Source organism: Hydrogenophaga sp. (genome assembly GCF_051007235.1).
Classification (GTDB): Bacteria; Pseudomonadota; Gammaproteobacteria; order Burkholderiales; family Burkholderiaceae_C; genus Hydrogenophaga.
Genome location: NZ_JBPCSJ010000355.1, coordinates 1 through 6,419 on the forward strand (window position 1 = coordinate 1; position 6,419 = coordinate 6,419).

The 6,419-nt window shown below is 70.4% G+C and carries 8 protein-coding genes; 4 read left to right on the forward strand and 4 right to left on the reverse strand.

The window, feature by feature from the left end; genetic code table 11:
• Positions 1–2: 2 nt before the first annotated feature.
• Entirely contained in the window at positions 3–1,724 is a 1,722-nt protein-coding gene (locus ACR2JA_RS12630; protein WP_434009433.1) for an ABC transporter ATP-binding protein/permease, read from the forward strand.
• 7 nt (positions 1,725–1,731) lie between these two features.
• On the opposite strand, the gene ACR2JA_RS12635 is transcribed toward ACR2JA_RS12630, so the two are convergent.
• Positions 1,732–2,298, reverse strand: coding sequence for a phosphatase PAP2 family protein (locus ACR2JA_RS12635; protein WP_434009434.1), 567 nt, complete (start codon positions 2,296–2,298; stop codon positions 1,732–1,734).
• Between the two features lie 156 nt (positions 2,299–2,454).
• Here ACR2JA_RS12635 and ACR2JA_RS12640 point away from each other — a divergent pair, with 156 nt between their 5' ends.
• Positions 2,455–3,198 (forward strand): class I SAM-dependent methyltransferase, encoded by a 744-nt coding sequence (locus ACR2JA_RS12640; RefSeq protein WP_434009435.1) that lies wholly within the window; start codon positions 2,455–2,457, stop codon positions 3,196–3,198.
• On the opposite strand, the gene ubiG is transcribed toward ACR2JA_RS12640, so the two are convergent.
• The 3 genes from ubiG to ACR2JA_RS12655 all read right to left on the reverse strand — a co-directional run bounded on the left by ubiG (position 3,135) and on the right by ACR2JA_RS12655 (position 4,982).
• Entirely contained in the window at positions 3,135–3,893 is a 759-nt protein-coding gene (gene ubiG / locus ACR2JA_RS12645) for a bifunctional 2-polyprenyl-6-hydroxyphenol methylase/3-demethylubiquinol 3-O-methyltransferase UbiG (protein WP_434009436.1), read from the reverse strand. The two genes, ACR2JA_RS12640 and ubiG, sit on opposite strands and share 64 nt — an antisense overlap.
• Positions 3,894–3,916: 23 nt before the next feature.
• On the reverse strand, positions 3,917–4,510 hold the full coding sequence (locus tag ACR2JA_RS12650; protein ID WP_434009437.1) for a demethoxyubiquinone hydroxylase family protein: 594 nt from the start codon (positions 4,508–4,510) through the stop codon (positions 3,917–3,919).
• A 106-nt stretch (positions 4,511–4,616) separates the two neighbouring features.
• The gene (locus ACR2JA_RS12655) at positions 4,617–4,982 is read right to left on the reverse strand and encodes a thiol-disulfide oxidoreductase DCC family protein (protein ID WP_434009438.1); all 366 of its coding nucleotides are present in this window, start codon (positions 4,980–4,982) and stop codon (positions 4,617–4,619) included.
• Positions 4,983–5,092: 110 nt separating this feature from the next.
• Between ACR2JA_RS12655 and ACR2JA_RS12660 the strand changes: the two genes are divergently transcribed.
• Positions 5,093–6,190, forward strand: a complete 1,098-nt coding sequence (locus tag ACR2JA_RS12660; RefSeq protein WP_434009439.1) for a MerR family transcriptional regulator — start codon at positions 5,093–5,095, stop codon at positions 6,188–6,190.
• A partial coding sequence (locus tag ACR2JA_RS12665; protein WP_434009440.1) for a DUF4149 domain-containing protein occupies positions 6,187–6,419 on the forward strand: 233 nt, incomplete at its 3' end. The genes ACR2JA_RS12660 and ACR2JA_RS12665, both read left to right, overlap by 4 nt.

Consider the following 6,419-nt stretch of genomic DNA (forward strand, 5'->3'; position numbering starts at 1 on the left):
CCCTGGCCATGCCTTACTTCCAGTCCGAAGAAAAGTGGAAGGCGCGCGGCCTGCTGGCGGCCATCGTCGCGCTCAACCTGGGCGCGGTCTACATGCTGGTGCTCATCAACGACTGGAACCGCGTCTTCTACGACGCTCTGCAGAACAAGGACGCCGCGGTGTTCTGGCGCGAGCTGGGGCGCTTCACCTACCTGGCGTTCGGCTTCATCGTGATCGCGGTCTACCGCTTCTACCTGACGCAGCTGCTGGAGATGCGCTGGCGCGCCTGGATGACCGGCCACTACCTCGACCGCTGGCTCGCCGACAAGGCCTTCTACCACCTGGAGCTGGCGCGCTTCTCGCAAGACGCGCACGCCATCCCCGACAACCCGGACCAGCGCATCGCCGAAGACATCAACCGCTTCACCACCTACTCGGTCAGCCTCTCCATGGGCCTGCTCAACGCGGTGGTCACGCTGGTGAGCTTCGTCGGCATCCTGTGGTCGCTCTCGGGCAGCTTCGCGTTTTCCTACAACGGCAGCGAATACACCATCCCCGGCTTCATGGTCTGGATGGCGGTGGTCTACGCGCTGGCCGGCAGCGTGATCACGCACTACCTGGGCCGCCCGCTGATCGCACTGAACTTCGAGCAGCAGCGGGTGGAGGCGGATTTTCGCCACCACATGGTGCGGGTGCGCGAGTACAGCGAATCCATCGCACTGGACCGCGGCGAACCGGTGGAGCGCCAGCAGATCGGCGGGCGCTTCACCGCGGTGCTGGCCAACTACCTGGCCCTGATCCGCCGGCAAAAGCGCCTGACCTGGTTCACCGTGGGCTATGGCCAGGCGGCCGTGGTGTTCCCCTTTGTCGTGGCGGCCCCGCGCTTTTTCAGCGGTGCCATCCAGCTCGGGGAGCTGATGCAGATCTCGTCGGCCTTTGGACGGGTGCAGGACTCGCTGTCGTGGTTCGTCGACAACTACGACAGCCTGGCCCGCTGGCGCGCCACCACCGACCGCCTGACCAGTTTTGAGGAGAGCTTCCAGCGCGTGCAGGCCGCCGCCCGGACCGCGGCCCAGCAACAGCAGACCGGCGCTGCCGACGCCCTGCAGATCGACGAGGCCCAGGTGGGCCTGCCCGATGGCCGGCCGCTGCTGACCGCGCAGGGCCTGCGCCTGAGCGCGGGCGACACGGTGCTGCTCAAAGGCCCTTCGGGCAGCGGCAAGTCCACCCTGTTCCGCGCGCTGGCGGGCATCTGGCCCTGGGCGCGCACCCGCGTGCAGCGCCCGGCCGACTTCGATGCGCGCGCCATGTTCCTGCCCCAGCGCCCGTACTTCCCCAACGGCGCGCTGCGCGACGCCCTGGCCTACCCGGCCCCACCCGACCGCTACTCCGACGCGCAGCTGCAGCAGGCGCTGCGCGACGCGCTGCTGCCGCAGCTGGCCGACGACCTGGACCGGCAGGACACCTGGGGCCAGAAACTCTCGGGCGGCGAGCAGCAACGCCTGGCCATCGCCCGCGCCTTCCTCAAGCGGCCGCGCTGGCTGTTCCTCGACGAAGCCAGCAGCGCGCTGGACGAAGACGCCGAGCGCACGCTGTACGACCAGCTGCGTGCCCGCGTGGCACAGGAGGACGGCGCCCTGGTCTCCATCGCCCACCGCCCCACGGTGGCCGCGTTCCACGAACGGCAGTGGCGGCTGGAAGGCGACCCGGCGCCGGGCCAGGGCCTGCGGATTCAGGCGGTCTGAGCGCGCATCACCAGCGGGCCAGCAGCGTCACGCCCACCTGGTGCTGTTCCAGCACCGGGACGATGCCCACCCGCAGCCCCGGCGCGGGTTGGACCAGCCACATCGCCGATGCCTCGGCCACCAGCGCCGAGCCCAGGATGTCACCCCAGCGGTGGCGCCGGGCGTCCACCCGCGTCTGACCCACGTACGCCGCCGCCAGGTACAGCGGCGCGGATGCCAGCCAGCCATGGCGCTGCCGCACATAGGCCGCCGACGAAAACGCCCAGGCGGCATGCCCGGAAGGGAAGGACTGCCGGTCCGAACCATCGGGGCGCTCCACGCGGGTCGTGTGCTTGAGCACCTCGGTGCCCAGCGCGGTGACGCCCAGGCTCTGCGCGAACTGCCACGCCCCTTCGGTGTCACCGCGGACCAGCTCGGTGCCCAGCGTCGCCGCGGGCAACACCACCGCCAGCAGCTCCCCGGTGTGGCGTTGCGACTGGGCCTGAGTGGAGGCGGCCAGTGCAGCCAGCGCCAGGCCCAGCACGGCGTGCACCGCCGGGCGCCGGCGGACAGGGGTCGGTGACAAAAGGAACATGGGTGGTCTCCTGCGTTGTGGTGCGGTGGGGCGAGCGGTCTGCGCAGGACCGTCGCGAGGCGCATTGTTGTCAAGACATTGTGCCCGCATCCATCGGTATCTCTTGCCCACCAACCACCACCGGCGTAGGCTGGAAGGCCCCGCCTGGAATCACACGTGAGCCAACACCCTGCACCGCCGTCCCATCCGGCTGGCCCAGCGGCCATGCTGGCGCTGTACCGTGCGCGGGCCGCTCACTATGACGACGAACTGGCGCCCTTCGAGCCGCTGCGAGCGGCGGCCATCGAGCGCCTGCAGCTACAGCCCGGCCAGACCGTGCTCGACATGGGCTGCGGCACCGGTCTGAGTTTGCTGCCGCTGCTGCAGCGGCTGGGGCCGCGGGGCCGCATCGTCGGCATCGAGCCCTGCCCCGACATGCTCGCCCGCGCCCGCGAACGGCTCACGCCCGCGCAGCGCCCGCAGGTCAGGCTGGTACAGGCCTCGGCCGAAGGTGCCCGCTGGCGCGGCAATGCCGACGCGGCCCTGCTGCACTTCACGCACGACATCGTGTGCCACCCGGGCGCACTCGACAACGTGTTCGCCCACCTGAAACCCGGCGCCCGCGTGGTGGCCACCGGCCTGCAATGGGCGCCGCCCTGGGCGATGGCGGTCAACGCCTTGGTGCTGGGCTCGGCGCTGTACTCGATCAGCTCGCTCAAAGGGCTGGACCGGCCGTGGAGCGGCCTGGCGCAGCGCCTGCAGAATCTGGTGGTGACACCCGAATGGCTGGGCAGCGTCTACATCGCATCTGGCACCGTGCCGCCAGGCATGGCGCCTGGCGGACTGCGCCGCACGCGTCAGCGGGCAGGCGGTGCGTCGGCCTCGGGCGCTGCCGGTGCGCGGAAAAAGGTCGTGATGTAGTTGACCCGTGTGTCCCGGCACCACGCCGCCGTGTGGCGGATCGGGTTGTAGCGCATGCCCCGCAGGTCGCCCGGCTGCAAGCCGGCACCGGTAGCGGCTGCCGACAGTTCGGACGGCCGCACCAACTGCCGCCAGCGGTGCGTGCCGCGGGGCAACACGCGCAGCACGTATTCGGCGCCAACGATGGCAAACAGGTAGCTTTTCCAGGTGCGGTTGATCGTCGAGACCAGCAACAAGCCGCCCGGTGCGACGCTGCGCGCCACCCTGTGGACGAAGGCGGGTACATCGTCCACGTGTTCCACCACCTCCAGCGCCAGCACCACGTTGAACATTTCGTGCGCTTGCAGCGTCTGGCCGGGATCGCCGAGCCGGTATTCCACGGCAACGCCTTGCTGGGCGGCGTGCAGGCTGGCAGCGGCCACATTGCCCGGGGAAGCGTCCACGCCCACCACCCGCGCACCCAGGCGTGCCAGCGGCTCGGCCATCAGGCCACCGCCACAGCCCATGTCGAGCACGCGCAGATCGCGCAGACCATCGGTAGCCGGGTCAAAGCCGAAGTGCTGGCCGATGCGCTCGACCACATAGCCCAGCCGCAGCGCATTGACCACGTGCAGCGGCCTCATGGGGCCTTCGCTGTTCCACCAGGTGGCGCTCAGGCGGTTGAAGCGTTCGATTTCAGAGGCGATGGCGGTCATGGCACGGCGGTGTGGGGGGGAGGTCAGATGTGGCGGCACACGGCCACGGCGCCGCGCGAACCCAGGTCCACCACACGGCACCAGGCGCGCAGTGGCCAGGCTTGGACGGCGCTGCCCCGGGCGGTGGCGGCTTCGTCGCGGTGGGCCCGTTCGTCGCGTTGGCATTCCAGCAGCGCCTGGTGCAGCGGGCGCAGGGTGGGCTGGGCGTGTTGCAGCGCCGCCAGCCGGGCCAGCTGCTCGCCGTAGTGCCGATCCACGAAGGTTTCCACCGCTTCAACGGTGGCGTACACCGCCCGCGGCCCGGCCAGGGCCGGCAGCGCGCCGGTGAGCCAACCGGCCAGGCGCCAGGCGGGCAGCAGGCGACTGCGGTGCGCAGGGGGCAGCCACGATTCGACCAGCGCGAGGTGCGCGCGCTCGGTGGTCAGGTGGCGCTGGGCAAAGTCGCGCAAGGCAGGGTCGCGGGCGAAGCGCAGCACGCCCAGGTAAATGCAGACGGCGCCGGTCTCGCCGGCGTGGTCGGTGCGCAGGTCGGCCCGCACTTCGCGCGGCAGCGTGGGGCTGGCGGCCGCCGCTGTGGGGGTCATGGCGGCGGTGGGGGCTTGCGTGGGATGGGACATGGCAGGGCTTGTGAGCAGCGAGGTTGTGGGCGGGGGCTTGCAAGGGCGGCTCTGCGTTCACGCGGGCGGGATCGCGGCAGCAAGCCGCTGGTCTGACAGCCCGCCGCTAGGTTCTGCGCCAGCCCCGGCGCAGCACCAGAAAGGCACGGTAGCCGCCTTCAAGCACCCACAGCGTGGCCGGTGTGCCCAGCAAGCGCCCCAACCAGGCCCAGCGCGGCAGGTTGCGCCACAAGCTGGTGAACGCGGCTGCGCCACTCACCAGCCGGCCGTCGGGCAGGCGCAGGTGCAGGCGCTGCAGGGCGGCATCGGGGGTCAGGCCCTGCCCCAGCTGGTGGGGCTCGCAACGGGTCACATCCACCCACTGCACGCGGTCGGCTCCCGGCTGGCGCTGGTACATCGCGATCTCGCGCGAACACACCGGACAGCCGCCGTCGTAATACAGCGTGGGCGCGTTCTGGGTAGTTTCATTCATGGCGGGATGTTAGTTCATATCAACTCAAAAGCCATGCAACCAATGAAAACCCATCAAAAATCCACGGTAATCGAACGCAAAATAGACTCATTTTTGGAATAATTCGATACATGACCCACTCGACCGTCAACACCACCACGCCAGCAGCCTTGCCCGAGCCAGGCTTTCGCAGCAGCGCCGTGGCCCGCATGGCGGGCATGCCGGTGTCCACCCTGCGCATCTGGGAACAGCGCTACCAGGCCGTGGCACCGGGCACATCGCCCACCGGTCACCGGCTGTACTCCACGGCCGATGTGCAGCGTGTCGTGCTGCTGCGGCAGCTGACCGGCAACGGTCACGCCATTGGCTCGCTGGCCGGACTGGACATGGCACAGCTGCAGGAGGTTGCCGCCGCCCACCCGCCACATCGCCAACCGCAGGTGCTGCCAAGCGGCACCGCCGCGCCACGCGCGCACCTGCGTGTGGTGGTGGTGGGCCCAGCCATGGCCCACAGGCTGCAACGCCTGGCCCAACCGCACCGCGACGTGCCGCTGCAGGTGGTGGCGGTGTTCGGCACGCTGGCCGAGGCGGCACGGAGCGCCGCCACCGCTCCGGTCGACCTGCTGTTGTGGCAGACCGCCGGTCTGCAGGTGGATGCACTGGCCGACCTGCGCGCCACACGGGCCGCCTGGGCGCCGTCCGCTGTGGCCGTGACCTACCGCTTTGCCAGCGCCGCCGCGCGAGAAGCGCTGGCCCGCATCGGTGCGGTGGTGGCGCGCGAACCCGCCGATGACGATGCCCTGGCCGCCTGGCTGGCATCGCTGCCCGCCCCGCCCCACCACGGCGCCCACGCCCCCACCACCGCCCAGGTGCAGGCTGGCACGGGGCAGCCGTGGCTGCCTGCAGCCCTGGGCGACACCCGCATGCCGGTGCCCGCGCCCCGCTTCGACGACGCCACACTGACGGCCTTCGCCGGCCTGGACAACGGCGTGGCCTGCGACTGCCCGACCCACGTGGCCGAGCTGCTGATGCAGATCACCGCCTTTGAAACCTACAGCGCCGACTGCACCCACCGCAGCGCAGCCGACGCCCAGCTGCACGCCCACCTCCAGCGCGTCGCCGCGGGCGCCCGCGTGCTGTTTGAAAACGCGCTGGCCCGGGTCGCCCAGGCCGAAGGCTGGGCACTGCCCGAACCACACGTCCACCCCACCCAGGAGGCCATGCCATGACCCACGTCCTGGCCCTGCTCTGCACCGCCCTGCTGTTTGGCGGCATGGTGCTGTATTCGTTCGGCTTTGCCGCCTTTCTGTTCAAGGCGCTCCCCGCGCCCACCGCCGGCGCCACCCTGCGGCGCGCCTTTCCGTGGTTCTACAGTTTCGTCATCGGCACCGCCGCGCTGGCCGCTGCGCTCTGGTGGTCGCACAACACCCGCTTTGCCCTCGTCATGGCGGTCGTGGC

Bases quoted from the DNA above. Each gene is read 5' to 3' on its own strand.
- ACR2JA_RS12635 (WP_434009434.1), bottom strand. From the start codon at position 2,298: ATGTTCCTTTTGTCACCGACCCCTGTCCGCCGGCGCCCGGCGGTGCAC.
- ubiG (WP_434009436.1), bottom strand. From the start codon at position 3,893: ATGACCGCCATCGCCTCTGAAATCGAACGCTTCAACCGCCTGAGCGCC.
- ACR2JA_RS12650 (WP_434009437.1), bottom strand. From the start codon at position 4,510: ATGTCCCATCCCACGCAAGCCCCCACCGCCGCCATGACCCCCACAGCG.
- ACR2JA_RS12655 (WP_434009438.1), bottom strand. From the start codon at position 4,982: ATGAATGAAACTACCCAGAACGCGCCCACGCTGTATTACGACGGCGGC.
- ACR2JA_RS12660 (WP_434009439.1), top strand. From the start codon at position 5,093: ATGACCCACTCGACCGTCAACACCACCACGCCAGCAGCCTTGCCCGAG.